Origin of the sequence: Desulfitobacterium sp. LBE (assembly GCF_007830365.1) — a bacterium.
Lineage (GTDB): Bacteria > Bacillota > Desulfitobacteriia > Desulfitobacteriales > Desulfitobacteriaceae > Desulfitobacterium > Desulfitobacterium hafniense.
In genome coordinates this window covers 56,296-81,827 of the sequence record NZ_VLKD01000001.1, presented here as the reverse complement: position 1 = coordinate 81,827, position 25,532 = coordinate 56,296, and the positions used below count along the sequence as shown (strand labels likewise).

Genomic DNA, 25,532 nt, shown 5'->3' with positions numbered 1-25,532 from the left:
TAAACCCTTAAACCCTCTTCAGCGTTCAGCGCCGATTATTCCAGGAAAAGGAGTGAATTCTTCATGCATCTTTTTGATAAATGCTGCGTTCCTTTCAGTTTTTGGGGGCCGCATCCTCAATTCTTTAATACTCAAGCCTGCTGTCCCCCGATTCAAACCTGCTGTCCTCCGGCACACGCTCCGTTCCCCAACATGTATCCCTCTTATCCTTCTTATCCAGCTCAACAAAGACCCCAATGCCCGCCGGTCCAGCAAGCCCCGGTTCAACAGCAGCCTCCGGTTCAGCCACCTCTAATCAATAATCCCCCCTCATCCCGTTCCAAAGGGTAAAAGACTCATCCTTTTATACTATGCTACTCATAGCAAAGGTGGTTCCGTCTTATGGGAACCACCTTTTTACACAGATTCTCTTCTCATCCCCCGAAGAAGATAAGGATACGGGCTTACCTTTACTAAGACATGGCCCACAGATACAGAGAAGCCACCGACCCGTAGGGTGAATACTTCTTGCGGTAATGCTCAAAGGTCTCCTTGGATAACTCCTCCAGTCCATAACAGTTCATCATTCCCCTGCGGATAGCTAAATCCCGATAGCTGACCACGTCGGGCCGGCAAAGGGAATGGATCAGCAGCATCTCCGCCGTCCACACCCCCACACCGGGTAAAGCCGACAAGGATTGAATGATTTCTTCATCACTCAGGGTAGGGAGCTCCTGGAAATCCACCTCACCTCTTTGGGCAGCAGCGGCAATCCCTTTGATATATCCCGCCTTGCGCATAGACATGCCGCAGCCTTGAATCGCTTCCAGATCGGCTAAGGCGATCTTCTCGGCACTAATCTCTCCCAGCAGGGTTTGCAGCCGGTTCCATACCGTCTCAGCTGCCTTTTTGGAAATCTGCTGGCTGACCACACTGGAGATCAGCGCTTCAAAAAGATTCGGGATAATCCCTCTCTCGATCATTCCCATGCGCTCAATAGCCTGCCCCAGGACCTTATCCCGGGTCTTTAAATGCTCAATTTCTTTGGAGCCGTATGGAAAAAAAACCATTTAAAGCGTCCTTTCCATAATGATATGGGGAATCCCATCTTCCATGAATTCCTCAGACACCTGGCGGTACCCTAGTTTTTCATAAAAGTTCTGAGCCTGGGTCTGAGCATGAACCTTTGCTTTAGGGAAGCTTTCCCTTTGTGCAATCTGCTCCATGCTTTTGACCACGACACTGCCTAAGCCGAATTTTCGCAGGTTGGCACGGACACAGATCCGCTCCAATTTAGCCGTATCCCCCAGCCAGCGCAGCCTGCCCGCAGCGGCCGGCTGGTCTTCATAGTATACCAGAATATGACGGGCGGCTGCACCCGGCTCGTCATAGCCATCAAATTCATCCTGCAGCGGAACCCCCTGCTCTTCCACAAAAACTTCCCTGCGAATTTGAAAGGCCTCCTCTAATTCCGCCCCTTTTACTTCAACAACTTTCATGCACTATTCCATCCTCTTGTTTCTTTTTATTGTTCCTCATCAGTTCCTATCCATCAGTCAAAATCCTTGATCATCTGAATATATTCAAGATCATTAAATCCCAATCGTTTATACAGGGATATGGCCTGAACATTCTCTTCCTCCACCTCCAGCCGGATCCGCTTAATCCCTGGGTGCCGGTGACTTTCCAAGTATTGAAAAAATTCCCGGGCCAGTCCCTTTGAGCGGTAAGGGGGCAGGATATAAATCTCATCTATCCAAACGACGATTCCTCCTGCTTCCTGAGAAAAGGTCTTGGCCGTAATCGCGTAGCCGGCAGCCTGGTTTTCCTGTTCCAGAATATATCCGTTCAGATAACGATCCGAGCTCATCATCTCCGCAAAGGTTCTGCTGTGAAATTCCTCAGGTACAGGGTGGAGAACAGCATCTGAATGGTAGAATTCAGCCGCCAGTTCCAGAAACAGTTCCCGATCCCCTTCTTGCATTGCTCTAATCATAACATGACAATCTCCTATGTGATTTGCTTATGGTATTGATTATAGCAAAAAAGACCAAACTTGGCATGCCCGTCAGTGCTCTATAACACTTAAAACTCGCCGTACTAAAACCTTCCTGAACGCAAAATGGATACCAGCAGCAGAATGAACATCATGGCCGCTACTGTAAAACCAGCCTCAATAGCCGGTATCCGCCAGAAGACCAGGGGTTCCTTGCCTAAGGCGGAGGCAATAACCAAACCGCACATAATAATGCTGAAGGACAGCAATAAGATACTGAAAGAGAGCTGATTGCTGATCCGGTCCAGCTTCCGTATAAAGGCGGCCAGTTCGGGTAAATAAATCTCCACCCGTATCTTTCCCCGCTGAATGCTGCTGAAAATCTCCTTAGCTTGTTTAGGGAGGTTTAATAAAAGATCGAAGTATTCCCGGAAATGCTTCCAGGTCTTTTCAGCGAGAAAAGCGGGATGAAGCCGTTCCTTAAGGAGCTGCTCACCGAAAGGTTCGGCAATATCGATGATGCTGATCTCGGGATCCAACTGCTCCACGATTCCTTCCAAACTCAGAAGGGATTTACCCAACAGGACAAGATCGGCAGGAATAATAATCCGGTGTTTGTAGGCCACCTTAAACAGGTCATTGACGGCACTCCCCAGATCGACTTCACTCATGGGCACATCCAGATACTTCTCTCTTAACCCATCCACATCCCGATACAATACCTTGGGATCCAGATCCTCAGGCACGATCCCCATGGCAAACACAGCCTCCACCATGTCCTCCGTCTTCCGCCGCATCATCCCGATGACCAGTGAAGCAAAATGATCCTTCATATCAGAAGAAAGCCTGCCGATCATGCCGAAATCGATTAAGGAAATCACCTGTTTGGGCAAAACAAAGATATTGCCCGGATGAGGATCCCCATGAAAAAACCCCTCGATTAAGATTTGCTTGAACATCGCTTTAATCAGATTCTCTGCCAGTTCCTTCCGATTATAGCCCAAGGCTTCAAGGGTCTGGAATTGGCTGAGCTTGACTCCCTGAATGTATTCCAAAGTCAAAACTTTTTTGGTGGAGTATTCTTTATAGACCTTGGGAATGTGAATGGAGGAATCCCCTTGAAATTGCTTTCTGATTCGTTGGGCATTATTGCCTTCAATTTCATAGTTTAACTCATTGCGCAAGGAATTGGCGAATTCCTCCACCATATCCCGCACATGATAAAGGGCGGCCCAATCCATACGCTTTTCCGCCAAAGCAGCCAAATCCAAAAGTATTTCCAGATCCGTCTCGATCTTCTGGGCAATATGGGGGCGCTGGATTTTTACCGCAACACTTTCCCCTGATTGGAGAACGGCACGGTGAACCTGGCCAATCGAGGCTGCGGCCAGTGGCTCTTCCTCAAAATGCCGGAAAATATCCTGAGGCGGGGCCCCCAACTCGGCTTTAATAATTTGACTAACCTCGGCAAAAGAAAAGGGCGGAACTTGATCCTGCAATTTTTCCAGTTCCGTAATGAGGTAATCGGGAATAATATCCGGCCGGGTGCTGGCTATTTGTCCAATCTTCACATAAGTAGGCCCCAACTCTTCTAAGGCGTTACGCAGGCGCTGACCGAGAGTTATGGGATCCACCTCTTCCTCCCGCCTCCGCATCCGTCTGGAAAAAGAGATAAAATTAATAAGCCCCATCTCTTCCAGGATGAGGCTGAATCCATTACGGGCCAATACCGTGGCTACTTCTTGGTAGCGATGAACATGACGAATTTTTCTGCTAATCATGGGTCCGGCTTTCCAATTGAGCGATGCGGTTTTCCAGCCTCTCGATGTCTGCTTTGGTTGGAAGGTTAAGCTCCGCCAGGATTTTTTGCACTTGCTCCTTAAGCTTGACCTGAATCTCATTCTGCTGATCCTCGCCCTTTTGGACCAGCTCATTCATTAATTCCTTGGACTCATTGGCGGACAGCTCTCCTTTCTTTACCAACTCATCCACGACCTTCTCAATTTGCTCTTTGCTCACCACAGCGAAACCTAACCCCAAGGCTAAACCTTTCTTGAGCATATCTTTCATGCTTACATCCCCCTGCCGTGAATTGAAATCTTCATCCTTAGTATTTACGCGGTTGCTGAAAACCATTCTTTAATCACCAGGAAAGCACGCACTAAACAAACCTTGGCATTACCGGACGAATGCCTTATAATTGTCTTAATTCAATACACTAGGATTAGGTACTCAATCCTTACCGGAAAGAGTTAAAAGGGAAGCCGGTTCAATTCCGGCACGGTCCCGCCACTGTGAATTGAGTGAGTAATCACTCTTAAGTCAGGAACCTGCCTAATCATCAGCGACCCTCCTCGAGGACAGGATACGGCGCTGCAAGAGTTTACTAATGCAGCAAAAACCTTTTATCCTGGCGATAAAAGGTTTTTCTTGATCTTTCCACTTCAACTCGAAAGGAGCATAAAAATGAATAGAAAAAAACAGGCATTCACACTGCTGATAACCCTATGGGTGACCTTAGTTTTGCTCAGCGGCTGCAATTCACCCTCACAGCAAGGTGCCGCTCCTCCCGAAGCGCCCTCAGGGCAAGATACCATCCAGACTACAAGTTACCCTTTAACCTACACAGATGATACAGGTGTGGCCACCACTCTGGAAAAGGAACCTCAACGCATTATCTGTCTGGCTCCGCCTTCCACGGAGATCTTAAGCGCTCTGGGCCTGGATCGCAAGCTGATCGGCTTAACTGTGTACGATAATTACCCGGTGGGTATTCAGGAGAACGCAGAATATATTTTTGAAGACAGTTTAAACCCCAATCTGGAGCAGCTCATTCAGCTCAAACCGGATTTGGTCGTGACCGGAATGCATAAGGACAGCTTTATTAACTCCCTGCGCAGTTTGGGGATACCTGTCGCTCATTTAAACCCCCAAAGTCTGGAAAGCACCTATCAAACCATTGAGGAACTAGGATACATTACCAATACTCAGGAACAGGCCCAGGCTGTGCTCCAGGGAATGAAAGCAAAGGAACAAGCCATTGCCGATAAAGTAGAGGCCATCAAGGAAGCTGAGCGGGTCAGGGTATGGATTGAAGTGGATCCAGGTCTTTTTACCGCCGGTGCAGGAACCTTTCTTAACGAACTCATCACCAAAGCAGGTGGCATCAATATCGCCAGTGATGTCCAGGATTGGGCGCAATACAGCGAGGAGCAGGTGATTGAGAAGAACCCTCAGGTTATCCTGAGCACCTACTCCTACTACATGGATAATGTGAAGGCCACCATCGCCGCCCGCCCGGCTTGGCAAGCCATCGATGCTGTCAGCAATGACCGGATTTACGATCTGGACAGCGATATGGTGACCCGCTCCGGTCCCCGGATCGTCGACGGCTTGGAAACCATCGCTAAAGCCCTTTACCCGGAGCGTTTCTGACTCTTTAGCCCTTGGCAAGGGTGGTCTTATCATCCGTATGGGGAGAGAGCTATTGACCTAAGTTAAGGAGGATAACATAAAGATGAATTCCCGAACTTTCCCCAAAAGCATACCCTGGATTTTGGGCTTATCCTTGCTCCTGCTTCTTTCCGTTGTCATCTGTGTGATGACCGGCTCCGTCTCCCTGCCTTTTCATCTGACCTGGAAGATCATTTTAAACCATCTGCCTTTTTTGAGCTTTGACCCCAGCTGGTCCTCAGCCCAGGAATCCATCGTTTGGAATCTGCGCCTGCCCCGGGTCTTTTTAGCCCTCATCGTTGGGGCCATGCTGGCAACCTCGGGAGTGGCTTTTCAAGGAATTCTGCGCAATCCTCTGGCTGATCCCTATATCCTGGGGGTCTCCTCCGGAGCCGCCATTGGCGCCGCCTCCGCTATCCTTTTTTTTCGCAGCTTTTCTTTCTTCGGTCAATCGGCCCTGCCCCTCTTCGCCTTTGCCGGAGGGCTTATTTCTCTGGCCTTTGTCTTCTCTCTATCCAGACAGCATGGTCAGTTTGAACGGGAAACCTTAATCCTGGCCGGTGTGGTAGTGCAGGCTTTGCTGAGTGCTTTTCTCTCTCTTCTGATTGCCGTTTCCGGCGAGCAGATGCAGCAGATTATCTTCTGGATGATGGGCAGTCTCGCCAACAGCAGCTGGCAGAATGTCCTGATCCTTCTCCCTTATTTTCTGCTCGGCTTGGCCTATCTTCTCTTGCAAAGCCGGGAGCTGAATGTCATCGCTTTAGGGGAAAGAGCGGCCACTCACCTGGGAATCAATGTGGAGCGCAAGAAAATTGCCATTCTCATGGTCGGTTCCTTATTGGCCACAGCCGCAGTCTCCATGGTGGGGATTATCGCCTTTGTCGGTTTGATCATTCCCCATCTCATGCGCCTCCTCGTAGGACCTGACCACCGGATTCTCTTGCCGGTGTCTACTTTAGCGGGAGCAATCTTCCTTTTGTGGTCGGATACCATGGCCAGAACCCTGCTCCAATCCCAGGAGATTCCCATCGGAGCGATTACAGCCTTTGTCGGCGCACCCTTTTTCGCCTATCTTTTAAAAAGTGGTTTAAGGAGGGGTTAGGATGAACCTGTTCGAGATTCAGAACCTTAATCAACATTATGGCTCCTTTGCTGTGCTGCGGAACCTCTCCTTTGCCATCAGCCAGGGAGATATGTTTGGCATTATCGGCCCCAATGGCAGCGGCAAATCGACTCTGATCCGTACCATCAGCGGTCTTCAGCCTCCTACTTCCGGTAAGGTCCTGCTAATGAGCAAGCCTCTTTCCTCCCATACCTCAAAAGAGCTGGCCCGCCAGATTGCCGTTCTGGAGCAGGAGGGTACCCCTGCCCTGCCCTTTACCATAGAGCAGATCGTATCCATGGGACGCTATCCCTGGTTAAAACCTTTTGCCGACCTGGGCTCCCATGATAAGGCTGTGGTGGAGAACATACTCGTTAAACTCAATCTTGGGCCTAAACGCTCCCAAAAAGTCAGCACCCTGAGCGGCGGTCAGCGCCAACTGGTCTCTCTGGCCCGGGCCATGGCTCAGGAGCCCCGGATACTTATCCTGGATGAACCCACCACCTATTTGGATATCGGCCATCAATCCTTAGTCATGGATCATGTCCGTCAATGGCATGACGAGTTAGGCATCACTGTGATTATGGTCTTGCACGATTTAAATATAGCGGCTCAGTATTGCGACCGGATTCTCCTTCTCGATCAAGGGGAAATCGTTACCTGGGGTAAAAAGGAAGACGTGCTCCGGGAAGAAACGTTAACCCAGGTCTATAAAACGGATTTAGTTCAAGTTCATCATCCCAAATTAGGCGTACCTCAATTTCTCTTAAGCGAAAAGTAGTTCCACATCTTAACAAAACCTGGTGATATAACCAATCATCCTCTAAGGACACCGTGAAAAAATTATCTTATACTGAGGACAACCTGTCAGATTGCGATGGGTTGTCTTTCACTTTTGCGTCGTTTACTTTGAAAGGAGAACTTTATGAAAAAATTTATCAATAAACTTTTCGTTTCTCTTCTAGCCTTGGGGTTTTTCGCCACTACCCTCTTTGCTTACCCGCAGACCATGGCAGAGCCCGGTACAGCTCAAGATCTGGCTTGGGTTGAGGAAATGGCCCTTGCTCCCCAAAGCGATACTGTTGAAAGCGATCTTGAAGCTGTTCTAGCCTCCAGAGAACTGGCCAGGGCCGATGCCGACAGACAAGCTGCAATCGGAGCAGCAACCGGTGAAATTTCCCGTGGGTCCCAGTCCAGCTCTGCACCCTCACAAGCCCCGAAAAGCACTGCTTCCAGCTCTTCTGCCACTTCTGACAAGAAGTCTGCCGCTACAAGCAAAAGCACCGCCAGCGCCGCCAAAGCTTCCGTCAAAACCAGTGCCTCCAGCACTACCTCCAAAGCTACTGCCGTGATCAACACGGCCAAAAAGTATATCGGAGTGCCTTATGTTTGGGGCGGCACTACGACCAGCGGCTTTGACTGCTCCGGATACACCCAATATGTCTTCGCTCAGCATGGCATTTCCTTGCCCCGGGTATCCAGGGATCAATATAAGGTGGGCACGGCCGTTTCTTACAGCAACCTGAAGGCCGGGGACCTGGTCTTCTTCTCCTTGGATGGTGATAAAGTCATCGACCATGTGGGGATTTTCCTGGGCAATGGACAGTTCATTAATGCCTCCAGTTCAAAAGGAGTAACCATTTATACCATGGGTTCCTATTGGCAATCCCACTTCATTGGAGCAAAGCGCGTATTTTAGAAGGTTGCGACCATGTATACCCGAAATTCGGAATCGATTACGAATTTCGGCAGACCCTGTCAAGGGGATTCTTAACGTAAGTTCATAAAAAGGGAGCATCGCCGGGCTACTGCAAAACGTAGCTTTCAGGCAATGCTCCCTTTGCTTAAAAAGAGACTCGAAGCTGACTCTCCAGGATTTTGGGTCTGAGGGCATAAGCTTCTACTCCCTGATCGGCTGGGGATGAAACTCTACTCCATAGCGCTCGCTTAACCAATTCGCCTTCCATTTGTCCAGAAGCAGGACAGCATAATTTTCATCCTGATCCAAGACTACCATACTCATGCTGGATTCCTTAAGAATACGAATCTTTTCTTCATCCTTAGGTATCCATTGAACCATTTCGTAAGGCAAATTGTTGATTTGGACCTCTACTCCATACTCATCCCGCAGACGGTATTCCAGGACTTCAAACTGCAGTTGGCCCACGACTCCGATCACGGGAGCCTCTACCCCAATATTCAAATCCCGGAAAACATGGATGGCCCCTTCTTCTTGAAGCTCCTGTATTCCCTTGATAAATTGCTTTCTTTTCAAGGCATTGGCGATGCTGACCCGGGCAAAGTTTTCCGGACTGAAAAACGGCATGGCCTCAAATTCAATACCATCCTTTTCCGCCAGAACATCACCGATGCGGAGTACTCCGCTGTCATGAACCCCAATGATATCTCCGGCATATGCCTCGTCCAAAATGGTCCGCTCCTGGGCAAAGAGCTGCTGAGGCTGAGCCAGCCTCATTTTGCGATGGGTCCGATTATGAATGACATTCATTCCCCGTTCGTATCTGCCCGAGCAGATGCGAATGAAAGCAATACGGTCCCGATGCATGGCGTTCATATTGGCTTGAATCTTAAAGACAAAGCCCACGAATTGTTGACTTGCCGGCTCTAAAATCCCTAGGTTGGATTGCCGCGGGGCGGGAGCCGGGGCTAATTTCAAGAAGCTGTCCAGGAAATTGGGCACACCAAAATTATTCAAAGCGCTCCCAAAGAACACGGGAGTGACTTCCCCCCGATCCATCCGCTCCTGGTCAAAGACATTCCCGGCCATATCCAAAAGTTCGATTTCCTCCCGGAGTCGCTGCAGCAAATCTTCCCCGATCCATTCTTTGATCCAGGGATCGTCAATGTGACCTGTTTGCCGTGTATCATCATGGCCTTTGCGCAATCCGTCGGTAAAGCACTCCACCTGACCCGTTTGCCGGTCATAAATTCCTTTAAAATCAGCTCCGCCGCCGATGGGCCAATTCATGGCATAGGCTTCGATGCCTAAAACTTTCTCCACTTCATCCATCAGATCGATGGGGTGCTTCCCCTCCCGGTCCATCTTGTTAATGAACGTAAAAATGGGAATCCCCCTGCGCCTGCAGACTTCGAAAAGCTTAATGGTTTGTGTCTCCACACCTTTCGCCGCATCGATCAGCATCACAGCACTGTCGGCAGCGGTTAACGTGCGATAGGTATCTTCACTGAAATCCTGGTGACCCGGAGTATCCAGAATATTAATGACAAATCCCTGATAATTAAACTGCATGGCGCTGGAGGTAATCGAAATTCCCCTCTGCCGCTCCAGTTCCATCCAGTCTGAAGTAGCATAGCGTTGGGTTTTTCTGGCCTTAACATTCCCTGCCAGATGGATAGCTCCCCCAAACAACAGCAATTTTTCAGTCAGCGTGGTCTTCCCTGCATCAGGGTGGGAGATAATAGCAAATGTTTTCCGGAAACGGATTTGTTTTTCAAGGGATATGCTCACAAGGTTTGCTCCTTACTCTATAAATTAGGATCAACTAAGATCTCTTTTTTCATTCATTGAGCGCTCCATAGCGCTGAACAGCATTTTATTATAACATAATAAATTCTGCGAAAAAAGGAATCAATCTGACTCCGATGGACAGGATTTCTGCTTTTTATCCATCTTAACCCGGCAGGAATCACCCTAAGCATGTGGAAATACTATGGGTAAAGGAGGAGGACTTGCTATGACGCTCTATGAAGTTCTGTATAATACCCTGAAGAAGGACTGTTGGAAATTTGACTATGATCAAAAGAACGAGTTGTTTCGCTTAGAGATTCGTGGTATTAACTGTGATTTCGTCTCTTTCATTATTGTCGATGAAGAGCAGGAATCTCTGCTTTGCAATACACATATCAAGCAGAAAATACCTTTTGCCAAGCGCGTAGAAGTCTGCAACTTCATGAATCGGATTAATTATGAACTTGCCATCGGCAATTTTGAAATGGATATGGATGATGGCGAAATTCGCTTTCGGACTTACCTGGATTCAGCCAATTCAGAGCCTTCCCAGGAACAGCTTATTAATCTCATCTGGAATGGTGCGCAAACCTTTGATACTTATTATCCTGGATTTATCAAAATCGTATCCGAAGATTATTCGGCTGAGGAAGCGGTGCGGGTTTGCTCCCAGGATGATGAGTCATAATCTATTAACATGATGCTTATTCTCCTGTTATTGGCATTAATAGTTGTTCTTTGATGATTAAACCAACAATTACCTGTTTATTTTCTCCTGCTGATTCAGATAATAAGACCGTCTCACTAACCAATACAAAAACTTAAGGAGGGACCCTAAAATGGCAGGAGAAAGAAGTACTAATCAACCAGCAGTTCAAGGAGCAACACAATCACTGGATCAATTCAAGTATGAGATCGCAAATGAACTCGGCGTTCAATTGGGCGGTGACCGCACCAGCCGTGAAAACGGATCTGTCGGCGGCATGATGACCAAGCGCATGATTCAATTTGCAGAAGAAAACCTCAAAAGAGGAACCCGCATCTAACCGTACATTAACCTTATGAGAGGTATCCGCAAGGATACCTCTTACCATTTGGGGACATAGTGCTAATGATGCAATAAAGAGCGGTTATCCCGCTCTTTATTCTTTAGTATTTAGTATTTAATTGTTCCGTCTGTCTCGGTCAGAAACTTCTTCTTGGCATCTAAGTGTTTGCGCACATCTTTTAATTGATGGGGTGAAAGCTCCTCGGCATTCTCGGCAAGAAATTGTTCGTTTTCCTGAATATTCTTGAGGGTTAATTCTATTTTCTTTAATTCTTCCTTCTGGGGTTTATTGCCATCTTTTCTAGGCATCTCTTATCACCTCAAGCTTATTTTCCCCTAAATCATTCAAAAAACTTTAGTAATATCTCCCAATTTGATATAATATTTAAGAATATAGCCTTGGCAAAGCAAGCAATGCTTTCCGGATTTACTTTAACATTCTGCACATACAAAAAAGATGATGATTAAGAAAGGAGCTCACTTGTGAAGGTTAAAGCGATCAGTTCTCCCGACCCACGACTTCTTGAGCAGGAATTAAATCAATGGCTGGAGGATAATCGCTGGGTCAAACTTGTCAAAATCACTCAAAGCAGCGGTCAAACCCATCTCGTCTGCCTTTGGTATGAAGAACCCAATGTACCCGTATTGGGTGGATAAATCCAAATAATTCATGCCATAATAGAAGAAACTTAGGAAAACCAAGCTTCAAATGAAGGGACTGTAGCTTTCATGAAAATCTCGCTCTTTATTACCTGCCTCGGGGACACCATGTTTCCGGATCTTGGTGAAACCATGGCCAAAATCTTTACCCGTTTAGGGCATACTGTAGACTTTCCTGAAGGGCAATTTTGCTGCGGCCAGATCTCCTTTAATTCCGGTTACATGGACGATACCCGCACCGTAGCCCGGGCGACCATTGACGCTTTCGAAAACAGTGAGGTAGTGGTAGCTCCCAGCGGCTCTTGTATCGGCATGATTCATCACAATTATCCCGACTTATTTAAGGATGATCCTGTGTATGCCAAAAAAGCCAAAGACCTGATCGACAAAAGCTATGAGTTTACCCAATTCGTGGTCAATGTCCTTAAAACCCCGGATCTCGGTGCCCGTTATCAGGCTAAGGTCACCTATCATCCTTCCTGTCATGCCACCCGTCTTTTGGGGCTTCGTGATGAGCCTATGGCTATTCTGGAGAACATACAAGGCTTAGAGATACTCCCCCTGCCGGAAGCCCATCTCTGCTGCGGCTTTGGAGGTACTTTCTCCATTAAGATGCCCAAAATATCCGAAGCCATGGTCGCCGAAAAAGCTGAGCATGTTTTGGCCTCCGGTGCCGATATTCTGACCGGGCTGGATATGGGCTGCCTTATGAATATATCCGGCTATATGGAGAAGCACGGCCGCTCCATTCCGGCTATGCATGTCATTCAATTGCTCGGAAAGGGGATGTAACTATGTCACTGGATAATCACTATGACGTTGATGCCGCTTTAGATAAAGCTCTTAAAGATGATTTTCTGCGCAAGGCAACCCGCCGGGCTACCGATAGGCTGAGAAACAATAAACTGGCTATTACCGAAGAGCTGGGGAACTGGGAAGAATGGCGCCAGGTGGGAGAAAGAATCCGCAACCACGTCGTTGAAAACCTGGATTACTACCTTGACATGCTTATTGAAAATGTAGAAAAGAACGGCGGCCACGTTCACCTGGCCAAAACGCCGGAAGATGGGGTAAGAATCGTTCAGGAGATTTTCCAAAAGCATGGCTTCAAATCGGTGATCAAATCCAAATCCATGATTACGGAAGAGATTCACCTTAACCCGGTCCTGGAGAAAGACGGTATTGAGGTTGTGGAGACCGATTTAGCAGAGTATATTATCCAGATCGCCGATGAACCCCCTTCACATATCATTGTTCCGGCTATGCATAAAACCCGGGAGCAAATTGCTAAGCTCTTTGAGCCTATAGCGGGACATCCGCTGGAATCAGATACCCCAACCCTGACCAAATTTGCCCGGGAGCAGCTGCGGGAAAAATTCCTGACCAGTAAAATCGGCATAACCGGCTGCAACTTTGCCGTAGCGGATACAGGAACCATCACTATGGTTACCAATGAGGGCAATGGCCGTTTGACCAGTACCATGCCCGAGGTCCAAATCACCATGATGGGGATGGAGCGGATTGTCCCTTCATATAAAGAGCTCAGCGTTCTTCTTAACCTGCTGGCCCGCAGCGCCACAGGACAGCGCCTCTCGGTCTACACCACCATGATTACTCCCCCCAAACGGGAAGGGGATATCGACGGACCTAAGGAATGGCATTTGGTCATTCTCGATCATAATCGCTCGGAAATCCTAGGGGATGAGGATTTTCGCTCATCTCTGCGCTGCATCCGCTGCGGAGCCTGCTTCAATGTCTGTCCCGTTTATCGCCAGGTTGGCGGACATGCTTACGGCTCTGTTTATTCAGGCCCCATCGGAGTGGTCATTACTCCCCTCCTGGAACAGAATTACGAGAAATGGGGACATCTCCCCTACTACTCCTCTCTCTGTGCAGCCTGCTCCGAAGCTTGCCCGGTACGGATTCCCCTCCAGGATTTAATCGTCAAGCATCGGGACCGCAAGGTGCTCAAAGGCTATACTTCGGGTGTGGAAAAGAAGATCTTCAAATACTATGGCTATTACTTCTCCCATCCCAAGACCCTCAGCAAATTTGTCCGCTTAGGCTCCAAATTCCAATTTATCCTCATGCGCAACGGCAGAATTGCCTCAGGACCGCCGCCCCTCAGCAATTGGACCAACAGCAAGACCTTACCCCCTGTAGCCAAGCAAATGTTCCGGGATCAATGGCCGGAGTTGGAGAAGAAACTAAAAACTATGCAGCGAGGTGATCAATAATGAGTGAGCGTCAAGCATTTATCGCCAATATCGCTAAAAAACTGGGACGTCCCACTCCAACCTCTGTAGAACCTATCAAGCTTAAATTCCCCCTCTACCGGCTGGACTCCCAAGAGGAACGGATCGATAAATTCATGAAAATGTATGAAGCCATGGGCGGTAAAGCCGTGCAAGCTTCTGCCGCTAAAGAAGCCGCCCAGGCTTTGCGGGAGTGGTTCGGGGAAAGCCCTCAGTGGCTCAACCCCAATTCCATTGTGGTTTGGAATGAGCTCCCTACGATGGCCCGGGCCTGTTTGGAAGAGCTGGGCTGGCCGGCCCGTTCCTATGCTGACCTTCCTGCCCCGGAACGCAACGCTATCATGGATAAGATGGAGTTAGGCATTACCGGAGCCGACTTCGGCATAGCCCAATCCGGATCTCTCGTTTTGAAAAGCAGTGCCAAACGGGGCCGGGCTGTCAGCCTGGTGCCCATCCGCCATCTGGCCTTTATTCCAGCCTCCTTCCTCAGGGACAGTCTCGACCAGGTCCTTGATGAACTTATGGGAACAGATATCCCGGCTGCTATTGAAATCATCTCCGGACCAAGCCGTACCTCAGACATTGAGATGGATCTTTCCATCGGTGTTCACGGTCCCGTGGAAGTTTATTGCATCCTTATGATGGATTAATAGCAGAGCCATTCTAAAAGAATATACAAAAACAGGGCGGGAACTCAACTTAACCCTTGAGTTCCCGCCTTTCTTTAATAACACATCTTTTTAGCCGCACATCTGATCTTGATTGCCAAGCTGGCTACAGATCCATGTTTATACTCTGGGCTGCAAAGTAATTGATGATACTCTCTTTCTCCCGCACTTCCACATGAACTACGGGCTGACCCTCTCCTCCCTTGATGCCGCTCCACCGGTAATAGAGGGTTTGCTGATACTGCTGATTGATGATGGGATCAACATACTCCAGGTGTAGGACGATATAGTAGGGGTTTACATCAGGCTCGCTGATATCCACTTCATAGGGATCCAAAGCAATCACTAAACTGGAGCTCATGTCTTGAGGGATTTCATTCACCAGATAATTGGGTTCATTATGGATGGGTTTATCTTGTAGTTTTTCCGCAAAAACTATGGTCCGGCTGGCTAAATTCACTGCAGGATGAATTCCTACATTACTGAATTTGAACTCTAAGCGCAGACCGGATTTCAATTCAACCTGAGGGGACTCCCGCAGGGATAAGTAAGGACGTGAAGATTCACGATCAATTTTCCAGGCATTGAGCGTAACTGTAACCGTAATCGTGGCGGTAAGTGCCAAAATGCAGGTTCCAACCGTTGCTATAATACTGCTCCACTTGGTAAACTTATCTCCAAAGCTCATGGACTGACTCGCCACCTCCTTCTAAACAAACATCCTTTAGTGTTCTTCACATTCCTGTTTCCTATGCATTGAACCAGAAAAAGACCCACCTAAAGCATCAGGTGGGTCCCTGCCAAAGCATCCTTAAATGGCCGGATTTATTCTTTTTTCTTATAATAATAAAGAATGATTTTTAAAAGATACATTAGCAAAAAGATAGGTATAATAGCGATTGCAAGTCCAATGCGGTCATTGAATAGTGAATATAGTGCAATACAAACTAAAAGAAGAAATAGAAACAGTTTTAATTTCATAATGCTCTCCTTTTGAACTGGATTTCACTTCCAAATCTAAATCTTTTTTTATATATTATAGACATAATCTTGACAGATGCAAGTCGGTACAATTAGTACCGACTTGCATTTACCTTCCAATCTTTATAGTTTCTATATCTTCTGCTTTTTATAAGCCATCAATCGATTATTAACTTATGATCTGTATAACCACCAATTCCATTTACATCAGTCTCTAAATAGTATGTTGTATGATCGACAGGAAACCCAAGAAGAGAATAATGATCAGTAAGATATGCATAAGACACACCCTGTGTTGGGTCTCCTGGAATAACATAGGCGTCTGAGCCATCATTTGTCCACTCATCAGGCCATTGGTAGTCGGGAACAGTTCCCCAGCCATGATTGTTAATGCCGGTTATATTTCCGCCGGAAATAAACCAAGTAGTATCTAATTCGGCGGTTCCCATATATGTGTGATCATAATAGTCATTGACAGTATAGGAGTGGACGCATTTTGTATCCTGAGTACTAAATGCGCCATGATTAACTTCATTGATTTTAATTACATGAAGCATAAGTTTACCATCAATGGTTTCCTTATAAACACTTGAATCCTTAACCTCTACTTTAGCACCTCTTTTAATCTCAGGTATTTTATCAATTTCAAGCCTTTGTCCATCAATTATCACACTTTTATCATCGTGCGCCAGCGTTAATGGCTGTTGATCAATTGTTTGTGCAGAAACAGCCGGAACTATCACTGCTAAAATTAACATGATTGATAAACCTAGGGAAAAAAACAGATTTTTATTAATTCTCATTTTTCTTACCTCACTTCATCCTGAATTCTTAAATAATTACAAGTCTATTCATTAGCACATGAAATCGCCTTCTTTCAAAACTCATCATTCTTTTTTGCGTGAAGTCTTCTTGCAAGTATAATTTAGGTACAGCTATATTATCGATGAAATCCCCATTACTTTCCATACGCCATCGAGCCTATATTTTCGACTCAATTCTTCTATTTTTCTCTATACACCAATTTAATCAATTCGACCACAGACGCTATACCCAGCTTTTTATAAATGTTTTCAAGATGCTTTTTCACGGTAAAATGGCTAATATTTAAAATATCTGCAATTTCTTTTCGAGTGTATCCTTGAATCCGCAGTTTCGATATCTCTTTCTCGCGATATGTCAAATTTTTTCTTCCTGTGTTTTTATTCAGGTTAGAACTTCCATGCATTTGAACCACTCCTAATGAAAATGAAATCTTTTGAGATCTGTCTCACATTCTCCACAGGTCTTATTTTACACTGACTCACCTGTGTGCGACAAACCAGGTATGGGGCAGCCAATGCCCAGTTGGTATAGGAAAATGGCCAGAATAGAACATTAGGGCTATTTTTAAGCTCAAAAACACGAGATTTCGGAAAATTAATCCATAAAAGTATTTATATTCAATATGTAGTCATGCATACTGTGCCGCTGCCCCATGGATTTCCGTTCTGACCAGATGCTCTTGGTCCTTTAAATTTAAATCCCTTAATACTCCCATGTTCCAGCTTACTTCTCAGTTTAACCACGATTTGTTCTCGGACCAACTGATCTCGTTTGTCCTCCTCTTCTTTAAACACACGATATAACGTTTACTCTGATGGACCACTTCTTTAACCCTCAGGTTATCTTTCACGATGACATAAGGTTCCGGAGAGGTTGCGAGCTCTGAACCGGCCTTTATATTACGCATACGAACTCCTAGTATAGTGGAGCTTCAACCCTTCAAGGAGCTCTAACGTTCGTTTTCCCATCATGCCCCGGCCTCCCACGACGATGACTCGCCGAATATCAAGCGTTTCTTTAATTGACGCTTACATTGATTAAAGACAATCAAGAAAGCTTTTCGCAACACTCTAAAGTGTGAAGTATAGAAATTTTTCATTTTAAAATAGAACTTTCTTTTTATTAAACCAGAGTATATAATATCATCATGAATCAGATAGGCGATGGAGTTCGCCTTTAACCGCCGCTTGGCTAATGACTCCTGCCGGTTATCTATTGCCGGCAGGAGTCTTTTTATCTTTAGGGAGTGAGCTGAACATGATTTATTTATGGGTAGGTTGTGCCGGAATGTTCGGGGCAATGCTCAGGTATTTAATCGGTATTTCATTCTTTGCTGATAGTCGGTTTCCTTGGGCAACCTTAACCATAAATTTGTTGGGGAGCTTTCTCTTAGCCTGGCTGACAAGCTATGTATTCAAGAAAGTCCGCCTCTCCCCACATCTTTCTACAGCAATAGGAACAGGGTTCGTTGGTTCGTTTACAACCTTTTCAACCCTGAGTGTGGAGACGATCAGCTTATTTCAGGATGGCCATAACTTTTTAGCTATGGTTTATGTATTGGTAAGTCTCCTCGGGGGACTAACAATGAGCCACCTGGGCTTTAAGGTAAGTAAAGAGGTGCAGAAATCGTGATGGCATCACATATCCTTTTGGTTGGTATAGGCGGATTCTGTGGAGCAATTGTCCGTTATTTCTTCAGCAGGAAATTAAATAGCGGAAAACTACCGGTAGGCACGCTGACTGTGAATTTATCCGGAGCATTTCTTTTAGGAGCCATGGCCGGGGCTAATTTAAGTACGACAACAACGCTCTTGCTGGGAACAGGTTTCTTAGGTGCATTTACCACTTTCTCGACACTAAAACTGGAAATGGCCCAGCTGCAATTAAAAAAGGAGCATCGACTATTTATACTTTATACCACCATAACCTACGGCGGCGGAATTGCCCTTGCCTATTTAGGTTATTGGCTGAGCAGCTTTTTTCGTTGATGTTCGTCAACAAAAAAGTCGTCCTCCCCCCACTATCAGTGGGGAGAGGACGACTCTGGCTATTGGCCTCTATGTTGATTGTTTAGATTGTTTAGACTCCGTGATTTTTAGATTCCGTATCCATCATTGGCTAAGACTACCCGCTGCATATACCAGTTACTTATTACAGCAGATCCCAGCTTTTCTTAATGTGGTCGACCAGGTTATTGGGATCAACATCGGTATGACACTGTTCACAGTCCATCATGCCCCGGGTATTTTCCAAAGAATGACCCTTACCATGACAGATCATGCAGTCATCCACCACTTCATTCTTATAAACGGCTTTGAAATTCTTGCTGTGGAATTGATTTAACAGCTCCACAGCTTTAGAGGCTACATCCGCCGTAATGCGGGCGCAGCGCTCACTTCTGGCCTTGCTCTCAGCCTTGAGGCCGCTGGCATCACACCACACGCTTACGGAAACGTGACAGAGAGGTGATTTGGCGACACTTTTTTCGATGGGCCCCTCATATTCCAAAGCCTTGCCTGCTTCCGGCATAAATTCAGGGAAAGGATGATCACAATACCAACCGAACAATTCGCTGACCACCTTATCCGCATCACTCTTAGGCATGGTGTAGTTAATGGCAGTAGCCGCACCGATCAGGGCTCCGCACAGGGTACCCCAGCCTCCGCCGCCGGTACCGCCCCAGCCCAGAACCTGCGTAGGAACATGGGTGTAGGGATAACCGATCTTTTCTCTTAATTGACCGATAACCGCCTCAAAGGCACCATAAGAACATTTGGATTTACCATAGCCGGCATAGCCGTCCAGCTTGGCTTTTTCCGGGTCCAGCTGTACATAAGGGTAGGGAAAACTTGGTGGTGCGCAATGCTCCCCTTCCGGCAATTGGGCAGCCTCCGCCACTTGGGTATGAAAGATGCTTGTGCCAACAGCTAAAGCTCCCGCCGCCAGAATACCGGATTTTAAAAACTTTCTTCTTGACATATCTTTTTCTTCACTCATTGAAACAGCCTCCCTTTCGTCACTATCCTACTTTGGATTTTCTCAAGCCCTGGACCCCTTTTCTAGTTCCGGAAACCATGTCACCTCCTCAGCACTCAGCTATGAGTTCGCTTCAATACGGGAAATCAGATCTTTACTATCTTCTCCCCGTCTGCATCAATAAGGTGCACCGCACAGGCCAGACAAGGGTCAAAAGAACGAATCACCCGGACCACATTGACAGGATTATCCGGATCAACAGGCACTCCTATCAAGGCCTGTTCAACAGGACCTGGGATGTTCTTCTCATCACGAGGGGAAATATTCCAAGTGGTGGGAACCACCATCTGATAGTTGCTGATGACATGTTGATCGATCTTGAGCCAATGTCCCAAAGCCCCCCTTGGCGCCTCATTGAGAGCTGCTCCCTGACCCTGAGCAGGAGGATCCCAGTGCTTGGAATCATGAATATCAGGACGTACGGTCTTGCTTCCCAATAATGTCTCTAAGTCATCCAGCCAACGGTACATGGACTTGGTGATCAGCAGCGTTTCCTGGGCGCGGGCAAGGTGACGGGCAACCGCTCCAGGTTTAATTCCGTAGCGGCCCATCAAGTCCAGCAATCCTGAATGCTGCATAACCAGCATCCGGGCCAGCGGCCCTACTTCTGCAGCCTCTCCCTTATACCGGGGAGATTTAATAAAGGTATAGGCTCCTTTTTTATCAAAATCGATGACGGTTTCTCCCGCCCAAGGATGAGCAGGCTCCCCATCTTTGTACCAGGCACTGGCTGCGCTTTCCGTAATCCGGCTCATATCCAATGCTTCGACAACACCCGGAGCCTCGTTGCTGATAAAGCCCCCCTTGAATAATTTTTCTGTACCGGAATCATCCATAGGGAAACCGCCATAGGCTATATAGCCGCCCGGACCCGCGCCGACTCCGGCTTTCCCCAGCTCCAACAGAGGACCTGTGCAAAAACTCACGACGTCGGGCACATAAGTCAGCTCGGCGAAGGACACGACTTCATTGAGCAGGGTTCTAAAGGCTTCCAGCTGTTCTTTCCGGGGGTAGATAGTCACTCCGCCTACAACAATACTGGATTGATGGGGCTGTTTCCCTCCCAGAACAGCCGACATCTTCTTGGCTTTACCCTGAATCTTTAAGGCCTCCAGATAATGGGCGAGAGCGGTTGTGACAATTTCCGGATCCCTTACGGAATAACTGTCCGGTTGGTAGCGGGGGGTCAGAGGGGCGGTATCTCCCGCCGTCACCAAAGACATTATTTTATTTTTAACAGCGAGAAGCTCCGCAACATTTCCTTGATAATGATTGACTGCCAAGACATCAAGATAATCAAGGGCCGACAAATGATAGAAATGCAAAGGATGGTCATGCAGCCATAATGAGCCGGCAATAAGATTGCGAATAAGCTGAGCGGCACGGGGTACATTGGCTCCCTGGGCGTCTTCGATGGCCATGGCCGATGTCCAGCCGTGTGATGCCATACACACTCCGCAGACCCGTTCCGTAATATACACAGCATCGCGGGGGTCTCTGCCCTGGAGAATCTGCTCAATCCCCCGGAACATGGTTCCCTGTGCCCAGGCATTGGTTACGACATTATTCTCAATCTCCACTTCAATGCGTAAGTGGCCCTCCACTCGTGTTACAGGGTCAATCACAACTCGCTTAGCCATCTATTTCACCTCCTTGGGGTTCACAAATAAGGGCGCGAATCCTTCATAGTATTCAGGCTGACTGCATCCCGCACAGGGCGATCCGGCATAGCCGCAGAAATTGGCTCCGCCATTCCACCAGGCATTAGCACAGTTCGTGTAAGTATCCTGCCCTTTGCACCCCTTGTGATAAAGGCACCAATCCAGAGTGTCCGGGTTATTCCAATCCTCCAGATACTCTCCTTTTTCATAATGCCAGCGGCGATAACAGCTGTCATGTAAGGTGTAGCGATAGTAAGCTTCCGGCCGGTTGAGTCCGTCCAGCTTAGGCAAAGCATTATGGCTCAGATAGTATAGAAGCAAACCCACCAGCCGATCCGGTTTGACCGGACAACTGGGGAGATTGACCACCTTAACTCCTTCGAGCACCTCCTGGGCGCCCACTGCCCCGGTGAACCCGGCACGGGGAATCCCGCCGTAACAAGCACAGGAGCCTACAGCGATCACCGCTTCAGCCTTTTCCGCAGCTAGTTTGAATTGTTCTATAAAGGGCTTTCCTTCCACAAAGCAATACCGTGAATCCGCTGTGGGAATCGAGCCCTCCAGGACGAGTATGTAATGACCTTTGGCTATACAGTCTTCCAGGCTTTGAACAGCCTGCTCTCCTGAGGCTGCCATCAGGGTAGGATGGTAGCGTACCGAGAGAAGATCGAGAATAATCTCCTCCGGCCCCGGGTCAACCGAAGATAACAGAGATTCGCTGCACCCGGTGCAGCCTTGCCCTTGCATCCAGATCACCGGTTTTTTGGACAAATTTGCTTCAGCCGCCTCCGCTATTTGAGGCGCTAAGCTCAAATCGATCCCCAGGGCCGCGCATGTGAATGTGCACAGTTTCAAAAAGTCCCTTCTGGATACCCCTCTTCTGGCGAGACGCTGATATCCGCTTTCCATAGGCTGATCATCTCGTTTCACATTCCTCACCTCATTGTAATTTTTTTAATTTATGTTAAAATAACACGTCCAAAATAAAATTACTAAGTGAATGTTAAAACTTGTACTACTTATGTCTCACCAGGTTATTTCTATATTTTTAACGAAGAAAATTCAATAATCTATGTCATGTTAGATAATTCAGATAACTGGTATCATGTTTATGTGAACACTTTATCAATTTCTATAATACATTCTTTTTATTACCAATTCTACTGTAAAGTGTTAACTTTTTGATTTATATTCTTAATCGTGCTATAAAGATTTCGTATGATATCAACGAGATTACTAATATAATAAGATAACCCAGCGGGGCCGGTCTTTGGCCTATTTGCATTTTTATCCGCCCCCGCCGGCTATTCTTTTTTCAAAAAATATTTTGAAGTGTAATCATTCCTTTATCGGCAATATGATCAACCAGCAGGCGCAAGGCGGACAGCTCCCCTAAACTTAAAACGGTCTCATTTTCCTTGATATATTGCTCCAGCCTTATTAAGCTGAGTTCGATTTCATCTATCTCCTGATGATCGAGCAATATGCTCCAGAATTTTTTGATCCCATTCCAGTCCTGGCTGAATTTCTCGATTTCCTGATTGGCATTGCTCCAGCTCCTGGCCCGTATCTGTTCCTCCACATTGACCAATTTTTCGGTCAGGGTATAAGTGGACTCACTGATATAATTGTTCTGCCAATAGCCCCCCAGCACCAGAATAAGGATAATTATGCCTGCTATAAGATACGTTCTCAGCATAGAATACCCCCTCATTTAATTTTGGCCTAAGCCTGTTGCTTTTTCTTAGCATATCGTTCTTTGCCCTGCAGATATAAATGATCCGAGGAGTCCAGGCAGGCAAAGAGCACCTCTTCTATGCCTTTCAGCTGATGTTTTTTGATCTGCTTATCCAGCCATGCCCGATCTTTACCCGACAGGGCAAAGGCACTTTCCTGCAGAATTCCATCCATAATAAACACAATCGGCAAGCCCTCGTAAGCCGGCTGCAGCTTCAAATCCTCCGGTGTAACAGGGCGTTTGGAGGATTTGGGCAATACACTGATCTGCCCGTTGGTTTCCAGGATGGCAAACTCTACATCGGCAATATTGGGGATACTTCTCATTCTTAATTCTTCCACTAAATCGGTTAAGGGCAGGCGATTGCGAACTAATTCATGCTCAAGAATCCTTCCTCTTTCGATCAGGATCGAAGGAGTGCCATTGAGAATATCCCGGGCCTTCTCGCTTTTTAACTCCAGATAAGACAGTGAGATACTCATTAAAACCAAAACCATCATGGGAATAATTCCTGAAATAAGAGGAATGCCCACATCTTCGCTGGGGATAGCCGCTAAATCGGAGATCATAAGAATGACGACCAGCTCGAAGGGTTGCAGTTGGCCTATTTCACGTTTGCCCATAAGACGCAACGCCGTAATCACGAAAAAATAAAGTATCAAGGTTCTTATGGCGGTTATTAGCATACATCATGCAACTCCTTTCTGTGGTTTTGGGACGAAAAAGCATATGCCTGTGACATATGCCTGAATAGTCTTTCTCCATAGCCATCATTTTATTCCGCTTAAGAGCCTCTGGGGGTTCATAGCAGGATTTGCTTTATCACTCTGTATTAATACACAAATCCTTATCTTGTGTTATAATCAATAGTATTCTGTAACACTTAAAACTCGCCTTGCCCGGCGAGGAAAATTTTTGCATGACAAGGCGAAGGAATGAGGAATTAAGTGTTACAGAATACTAATGTTCTATCATAGAGAATCAAGTCAAGAATGGAGGAGCAGTGGTGAAAAAGCAAGCGGTTGTCATTTATGAAAAAGATAATGTGGCTACCTGTGTCGATCATATACCTGCCGGTACCACGATCTCGTTTTTCCGAGGAAGCCAAGCAGAATCACTTACAGTGTGCCAGGATATCCCTTTGGGACATAAGGTTGCACTCATACCCATAGCCCAAAGCAGCCATGTCGTAAAATATGGGGAGAGCATTGGTGCCGCCACCATCGATATTCAACCCGGCCAGCATGTCCATGTCCATAACATGGAGTCACAACGGGGTCGCGGGGATTTAGATACCGATAAGGAGGGCTCAAGATGAACCTATGGGGATTTCGGCGTCCTGACGGACTCTTTGGCATACGCAACCATCTTTTAATCCTTCCTACTTCAGTCTGTGCGACTACCGTTGCCGCTAATATAGCCGCTCAAGTCCCCGGTGCTGTCGCTATTGCCAACCAACACGGCTGCTGTCAGTTAGGTGCCGATTACGAGCAAACCTTACGGACTTTAATCGGCATCGGGAGAAACCCCAATGTGGGAGCAGTCCTCGTTGTCGGTTTGGGTTGTGAAGGCATACCGATCCTGCACACTGCAGAAGAAATCGCCAAGTCCGGGAAACCGGTGCAATCTCTGATCATTCAGGAACATGGCGGCACTCTAAAAACCACCGCCCTGGGAGTCCAAATCGCTGCTCAAATGGCCCGCACCCTTTCTATGCTGAAAAGGGAAGAAGCTCCCCTCAGTGAGCTGTCGCTGGGGGTTGAATGCGGCGGTTCTGATTTCACTTCAGGTTTAGCCGCCAATCCTGCCGCCGGCACAGCTTCTGATCTGGTGGTCAAGGCCGGAGGCACGGCTATGTTATCCGAAACCACGGAATTCATCGGTGCGGAACATGTACTGGCCAAACGGGCCAAATCACCGGAAGTCGCCGCCAAGCTCCTGGGAATCGTCAAAGAAACGGAGCTGCGTGCCCGGCAGCTTCATGTGGATTTACGGGATGGCCAGCCCACTCCCGGAAATATTGCCGGCGGCATCAGTTCTATCGAAGAAAAGTCTCTAGGCTGTATTTATAAAGCCGGTCACTCCACCATTCAGGATATTTTGGCCTATGGCGAAGCTCCCCAAGGCAAAGGTCTTTATGTTATGGACACTCCGGGTCAGGATGTGGAGTCCATGGTCGGAATGCTTGCCGGCGGCATACAGATCATCGTATTCACCACAGGACGGGGTACCCCCACCGGCTCACCTATCGCCCCGGTTATTAAAGTCACGGCCAATGCTGATACGTATCTGAACATGGCAGACAATATCGACCTCGATCTCTCTCCCATCCTATCCGGCGCAGAAACCATTGAAGATAGCGGCCGCCGGATTTTCAAGGAGATAATTGAAGTAGCCAATGGTAAATTAACCAAATCAGAAAGCTTAGGTCACCAGGAATTCGGCATCTTCCGCATTGGGCCGACTTTTTAGAATCCATTCAACCTCTGATTTTTCAGGGGCTTTTCTTTTAGGCCTAGTGTGAATTGCTTTTAATCAATACGCTTGAGATGAGTGATGTCCCTAATAAAAAAGCAGAAACCCTGGCCAGCCTATACCAGGATTTCTGCTTTTTTATATTAAAGAAAGGAGGTAGATAGT

Annotated in this window: 30 protein-coding genes, 1 pseudogene and 2 riboswitches; of the genes and pseudogenes, 14 read left to right on the top strand and 17 right to left on the bottom strand. The window is 47.1% G+C overall.

Annotated features, from left to right (window positions below; genetic code table 11):
- Nucleotides 1-124: 124 nt before the first annotated feature.
- The 6 genes from DESLBE_RS26405 to DESLBE_RS00370 form a co-directional block, all read right to left on the bottom strand.
- Entirely contained in the window at nucleotides 125-289 is a 165-nt protein-coding gene (locus tag DESLBE_RS26405; RefSeq protein WP_172625337.1) for a hypothetical protein, read from the bottom strand.
- Nucleotides 290-452: 163 nt separating this feature from the next.
- Nucleotides 453-1,049, bottom strand: coding sequence for a DNA-3-methyladenine glycosylase (locus tag DESLBE_RS00390; protein WP_144674787.1), 597 nt, complete (start codon nucleotides 1,047-1,049; stop codon nucleotides 453-455).
- Complete coding sequence (locus DESLBE_RS00385; RefSeq protein ID WP_144674786.1) at nucleotides 1,050-1,478, bottom strand: GNAT family N-acetyltransferase; 429 nt, start codon at nucleotides 1,476-1,478, stop codon at nucleotides 1,050-1,052.
- A gap of 53 nt (nucleotides 1,479-1,531) precedes the next feature.
- Complete coding sequence (locus DESLBE_RS00380; protein ID WP_005812737.1) at nucleotides 1,532-1,975, bottom strand: GNAT family N-acetyltransferase; 444 nt, start codon at nucleotides 1,973-1,975, stop codon at nucleotides 1,532-1,534.
- Between the two features lie 104 nt (nucleotides 1,976-2,079).
- Nucleotides 2,080-3,756 (bottom strand): AarF/ABC1/UbiB kinase family protein, encoded by a 1,677-nt coding sequence (locus DESLBE_RS00375; protein ID WP_018306866.1) that lies wholly within the window; start codon nucleotides 3,754-3,756, stop codon nucleotides 2,080-2,082.
- Complete coding sequence (locus tag DESLBE_RS00370) at nucleotides 3,749-4,045, bottom strand: ATP synthase subunit B (RefSeq protein ID WP_011460053.1); 297 nt, start codon at nucleotides 4,043-4,045, stop codon at nucleotides 3,749-3,751. Before DESLBE_RS00370 ends, DESLBE_RS00375 begins: the two co-directional genes overlap by 8 nt.
- Nucleotides 4,046-4,184: 139 nt before the next feature.
- A riboswitch (cobalamin riboswitch) is annotated at nucleotides 4,185-4,328 on the top strand.
- Between the two features lie 113 nt (nucleotides 4,329-4,441).
- Between DESLBE_RS00370 and DESLBE_RS00365 the strand changes: the two genes are divergently transcribed.
- The 4 genes from DESLBE_RS00365 to DESLBE_RS00345 all read left to right on the top strand — a co-directional run bounded on the left by DESLBE_RS00365 (nucleotide 4,442) and on the right by DESLBE_RS00345 (nucleotide 8,229).
- Nucleotides 4,442-5,410 carry an ABC transporter substrate-binding protein gene (locus tag DESLBE_RS00365; protein ID WP_144674785.1) on the top strand — a complete coding sequence of 323 codons (969 nt, stop codon included), beginning with the start codon at nucleotides 4,442-4,444 and terminating at the stop codon, nucleotides 5,408-5,410.
- An 82-nt stretch (nucleotides 5,411-5,492) separates the two neighbouring features.
- The gene (locus DESLBE_RS00360) at nucleotides 5,493-6,530 is read left to right on the top strand and encodes an iron ABC transporter permease (RefSeq protein ID WP_011460055.1); all 1,038 of its coding nucleotides are present in this window, start codon (nucleotides 5,493-5,495) and stop codon (nucleotides 6,528-6,530) included.
- Nucleotide 6,531: 1 nt separating this feature from the next.
- On the top strand, nucleotides 6,532-7,311 hold the full coding sequence (locus DESLBE_RS00355; protein ID WP_144674784.1) for an ABC transporter ATP-binding protein: 780 nt from the start codon (nucleotides 6,532-6,534) through the stop codon (nucleotides 7,309-7,311).
- Between the two features lie 144 nt (nucleotides 7,312-7,455).
- Entirely contained in the window at nucleotides 7,456-8,229 is a 774-nt protein-coding gene (locus DESLBE_RS00345) for a C40 family peptidase (RefSeq protein ID WP_005812744.1), read from the top strand.
- A gap of 201 nt (nucleotides 8,230-8,430) precedes the next feature.
- On the opposite strand, the gene DESLBE_RS00340 is transcribed toward DESLBE_RS00345, so the two are convergent.
- Nucleotides 8,431-10,020, bottom strand: a complete 1,590-nt coding sequence (locus tag DESLBE_RS00340) for a peptide chain release factor 3 (protein WP_011460057.1) — start codon at nucleotides 10,018-10,020, stop codon at nucleotides 8,431-8,433.
- 226 nt (nucleotides 10,021-10,246) lie between these two features.
- On the opposite strand from DESLBE_RS00340, the gene DESLBE_RS00335 reads away from it, so the two are divergent.
- The gene (locus DESLBE_RS00335) at nucleotides 10,247-10,708 is read left to right on the top strand and encodes a YbjN domain-containing protein (RefSeq protein ID WP_015944499.1); all 462 of its coding nucleotides are present in this window, start codon (nucleotides 10,247-10,249) and stop codon (nucleotides 10,706-10,708) included.
- A 151-nt stretch (nucleotides 10,709-10,859) separates the two neighbouring features.
- Nucleotides 10,860-11,066, top strand: coding sequence for an alpha/beta-type small acid-soluble spore protein (locus tag DESLBE_RS00330; protein WP_005812750.1), 207 nt, complete (start codon nucleotides 10,860-10,862; stop codon nucleotides 11,064-11,066).
- A 110-nt stretch (nucleotides 11,067-11,176) separates the two neighbouring features.
- On the opposite strand, the gene DESLBE_RS00325 is transcribed toward DESLBE_RS00330, so the two are convergent.
- Nucleotides 11,177-11,377, bottom strand: a complete 201-nt coding sequence (locus tag DESLBE_RS00325) for a hypothetical protein (protein ID WP_005812752.1) — start codon at nucleotides 11,375-11,377, stop codon at nucleotides 11,177-11,179.
- Nucleotides 11,378-11,551: 174 nt separating this feature from the next.
- Between DESLBE_RS00325 and DESLBE_RS26400 the strand changes: the two genes are divergently transcribed.
- The 4 genes from DESLBE_RS26400 (at nucleotide 11,552) to DESLBE_RS00310 (ending at nucleotide 14,633) form a co-directional block, all read left to right on the top strand.
- Nucleotides 11,552-11,725 carry a hypothetical protein gene (locus DESLBE_RS26400; RefSeq protein ID WP_018306862.1) on the top strand — a complete coding sequence of 58 codons (174 nt, stop codon included), beginning with the start codon at nucleotides 11,552-11,554 and terminating at the stop codon, nucleotides 11,723-11,725.
- Nucleotides 11,726-11,797: 72 nt separating this feature from the next.
- A complete protein-coding gene (locus DESLBE_RS00320) occupies nucleotides 11,798-12,520 on the top strand; it encodes a (Fe-S)-binding protein (RefSeq protein WP_005812756.1) in 723 nt (240 codons plus the stop codon).
- A 2-nt stretch (nucleotides 12,521-12,522) separates the two neighbouring features.
- Nucleotides 12,523-13,965: a LutB/LldF family L-lactate oxidation iron-sulfur protein gene (locus DESLBE_RS00315; protein WP_011460058.1), complete on the top strand. Its 1,443-nt coding sequence runs from the start codon at nucleotides 12,523-12,525 to the stop codon at nucleotides 13,963-13,965.
- Nucleotides 13,965-14,633, top strand: a complete 669-nt coding sequence (locus tag DESLBE_RS00310; protein ID WP_005812760.1) for a lactate utilization protein — start codon at nucleotides 13,965-13,967, stop codon at nucleotides 14,631-14,633. Before DESLBE_RS00315 ends, DESLBE_RS00310 begins: the two co-directional genes overlap by 1 nt.
- 124 nt (nucleotides 14,634-14,757) lie before the next feature.
- Here DESLBE_RS00310 and DESLBE_RS00305 read toward each other — a convergent pair whose 3' ends face one another.
- The 4 genes and pseudogenes from DESLBE_RS00305 to DESLBE_RS00290 form a co-directional block, all read right to left on the bottom strand.
- Nucleotides 14,758-15,339: a hypothetical protein gene (locus tag DESLBE_RS00305; protein ID WP_005812762.1), complete on the bottom strand. Its 582-nt coding sequence runs from the start codon at nucleotides 15,337-15,339 to the stop codon at nucleotides 14,758-14,760.
- A 451-nt stretch (nucleotides 15,340-15,790) separates the two neighbouring features.
- Complete coding sequence (locus DESLBE_RS00300) at nucleotides 15,791-16,435, bottom strand: hypothetical protein (RefSeq protein ID WP_005812764.1); 645 nt, start codon at nucleotides 16,433-16,435, stop codon at nucleotides 15,791-15,793.
- A 200-nt stretch (nucleotides 16,436-16,635) separates the two neighbouring features.
- A complete protein-coding gene (locus tag DESLBE_RS00295) occupies nucleotides 16,636-16,860 on the bottom strand; it encodes a LuxR C-terminal-related transcriptional regulator (protein ID WP_005812768.1) in 225 nt (74 codons plus the stop codon).
- 298 nt (nucleotides 16,861-17,158) lie between these two features.
- Nucleotides 17,159-17,515: pseudogene (locus DESLBE_RS00290) on the bottom strand (IS1634 family transposase); the annotation flags it as partial.
- A gap of 92 nt (nucleotides 17,516-17,607) precedes the next feature.
- A riboswitch (Fluoride riboswitch) is annotated at nucleotides 17,608-17,668 on the top strand.
- 46 nt (nucleotides 17,669-17,714) lie between these two features.
- On the opposite strand from DESLBE_RS00290, the gene crcB (DESLBE_RS00285) reads away from it, so the two are divergent.
- The gene (crcB, locus tag DESLBE_RS00285) at nucleotides 17,715-18,089 is read left to right on the top strand and encodes a fluoride efflux transporter CrcB (protein WP_015944500.1); all 375 of its coding nucleotides are present in this window, start codon (nucleotides 17,715-17,717) and stop codon (nucleotides 18,087-18,089) included.
- Complete coding sequence (gene crcB / locus DESLBE_RS00280; protein WP_005812772.1) at nucleotides 18,089-18,445, top strand: fluoride efflux transporter CrcB; 357 nt, start codon at nucleotides 18,089-18,091, stop codon at nucleotides 18,443-18,445. The genes crcB (DESLBE_RS00285) and crcB (DESLBE_RS00280) overlap by 1 nt, the downstream gene beginning before the upstream one ends.
- A 163-nt stretch (nucleotides 18,446-18,608) precedes the next feature.
- On the opposite strand, the gene DESLBE_RS00275 is transcribed toward crcB (DESLBE_RS00280), so the two are convergent.
- The 5 genes from DESLBE_RS00275 to DESLBE_RS00255 all read right to left on the bottom strand — a co-directional run bounded on the left by DESLBE_RS00275 (nucleotide 18,609) and on the right by DESLBE_RS00255 (nucleotide 23,578).
- Nucleotides 18,609-19,454 (bottom strand): C-GCAxxG-C-C family (seleno)protein, encoded by an 846-nt coding sequence (locus tag DESLBE_RS00275; protein WP_144674783.1) that lies wholly within the window; start codon nucleotides 19,452-19,454, stop codon nucleotides 18,609-18,611.
- A gap of 125 nt (nucleotides 19,455-19,579) precedes the next feature.
- Complete coding sequence (locus DESLBE_RS00270) at nucleotides 19,580-21,133, bottom strand: nickel-dependent hydrogenase large subunit (protein WP_144674782.1); 1,554 nt, start codon at nucleotides 21,131-21,133, stop codon at nucleotides 19,580-19,582.
- Nucleotides 21,134-22,063 (bottom strand): hydrogenase small subunit, encoded by a 930-nt coding sequence (locus DESLBE_RS00265; RefSeq protein WP_144678588.1) that lies wholly within the window; start codon nucleotides 22,061-22,063, stop codon nucleotides 21,134-21,136.
- Between the two features lie 406 nt (nucleotides 22,064-22,469).
- Nucleotides 22,470-22,853: a DUF4363 family protein gene (locus DESLBE_RS00260; protein ID WP_144674781.1), complete on the bottom strand. Its 384-nt coding sequence runs from the start codon at nucleotides 22,851-22,853 to the stop codon at nucleotides 22,470-22,472.
- Between the two features lie 26 nt (nucleotides 22,854-22,879).
- On the bottom strand, nucleotides 22,880-23,578 hold the full coding sequence (locus DESLBE_RS00255) for a DUF421 domain-containing protein (protein WP_144674780.1): 699 nt from the start codon (nucleotides 23,576-23,578) through the stop codon (nucleotides 22,880-22,882).
- A gap of 317 nt (nucleotides 23,579-23,895) precedes the next feature.
- Here DESLBE_RS00255 and DESLBE_RS00250 point away from each other — a divergent pair, with 317 nt between their 5' ends.
- Nucleotides 23,896-24,210, top strand: coding sequence for a UxaA family hydrolase (locus tag DESLBE_RS00250; protein WP_005812779.1), 315 nt, complete (start codon nucleotides 23,896-23,898; stop codon nucleotides 24,208-24,210).
- A complete protein-coding gene (locus DESLBE_RS00245) occupies nucleotides 24,207-25,364 on the top strand; it encodes a UxaA family hydrolase (protein WP_018211354.1) in 1,158 nt (385 codons plus the stop codon). Before DESLBE_RS00250 ends, DESLBE_RS00245 begins: the two co-directional genes overlap by 4 nt.
- The last annotated feature ends 168 nt before the right edge of the window (nucleotides 25,365-25,532 follow it).